Here is a 971-nt window from a genome sequence, read left to right on the forward strand (position 1 = left end):
ATCGTATACTGCAAAAGTACTTAGACCTTCTATTTGAATCAAACATTAGGACACCATACCTAATAAATCGCAAGAAAATCACATCAGTAAGATTGATTTTAAGTCTTAAAATAGGGAAACTGAATTCAATGTCCTTTGAATAAGTTTTCCTCTTTATGAGCAGCCCAAGACTTCGCGTTCAATTTGAAACCCTGTTTGAATACTTCGATGGTAAAGATTCTGATGTTCAGCTCGACGACATCACGGATGTGCTTTGTTGTACCCGTCGTAATGCCCGGATGGTACTCAATAAGCTTGAAGAAGAAGGATGGGTTGAGTGGTTACCTGCGGCTGGGCGAGGCAAGTTATCTCAACTTATTTTTAAGCAGAATCGTTGCGATGTCAGTGAAAACTTAGCAAGACGCTACTTACAAGAAGGTAAAATTGGACAAGCGCTGTCAGTGCTTGATCACAATGCAGCCAAGCTGACTCAAGTTATTCAAAATTACTTGGGTGTGCAATACCAGGAAGGTGAGCAGGTTATTCGTTTGCCTTATTACCGACCGCTTTCTATGCTTAACCCGACAAAGTCGATGCGACGATCTGAGCAGCATATTACCTGTCAGGTATTCAGTGGGTTAACACGTTTGGATGAGAACGATCAATTACAGCCCGATCTTGCTCATTCATGGCAAAAAATCAGCGATTATCAATGGCGATTCTTCTTGAGACCCGGAGTCCGTTTTCATAACGGAGAGCCTTTGTTAACTAATCATGTTGTGGATACGCTGCTAGCACTCGAACCTCTCAATATGTTCTCACATATAAAAGACGTCTCTTCTCCGGCAAACTGTGTGGTTGATGTCTTTTTAACGCGACCAGATAAACACTTCCCACTCGCTCTGACTGAATCTGTTGCCAAAGTCACCTTACCGATGATTTTACGTGGTGAAGACTACGATATTCGACCGATTGGTACTGGCCCTTATCGC

Annotated in this window: 1 protein-coding gene; it reads left to right on the plus strand. The window is 42.4% G+C overall.

Annotated elements, in window-relative coordinates; all coding sequences use genetic code 11:
- Positions 1-155 precede the first annotated feature (155 nt).
- A partial coding sequence (locus tag AB4496_RS15615; protein ID WP_372131318.1) for an SgrR family transcriptional regulator occupies positions 156-971 on the plus strand: 816 nt, incomplete at its 3' end.

The sequence above is a fragment of the Vibrio sp. 10N.222.46.A1 genome, from assembly GCF_041473595.1.
GTDB classification, from domain to species: Bacteria; Pseudomonadota; Gammaproteobacteria; order Enterobacterales; family Vibrionaceae; genus Vibrio; species Vibrio tasmaniensis_A.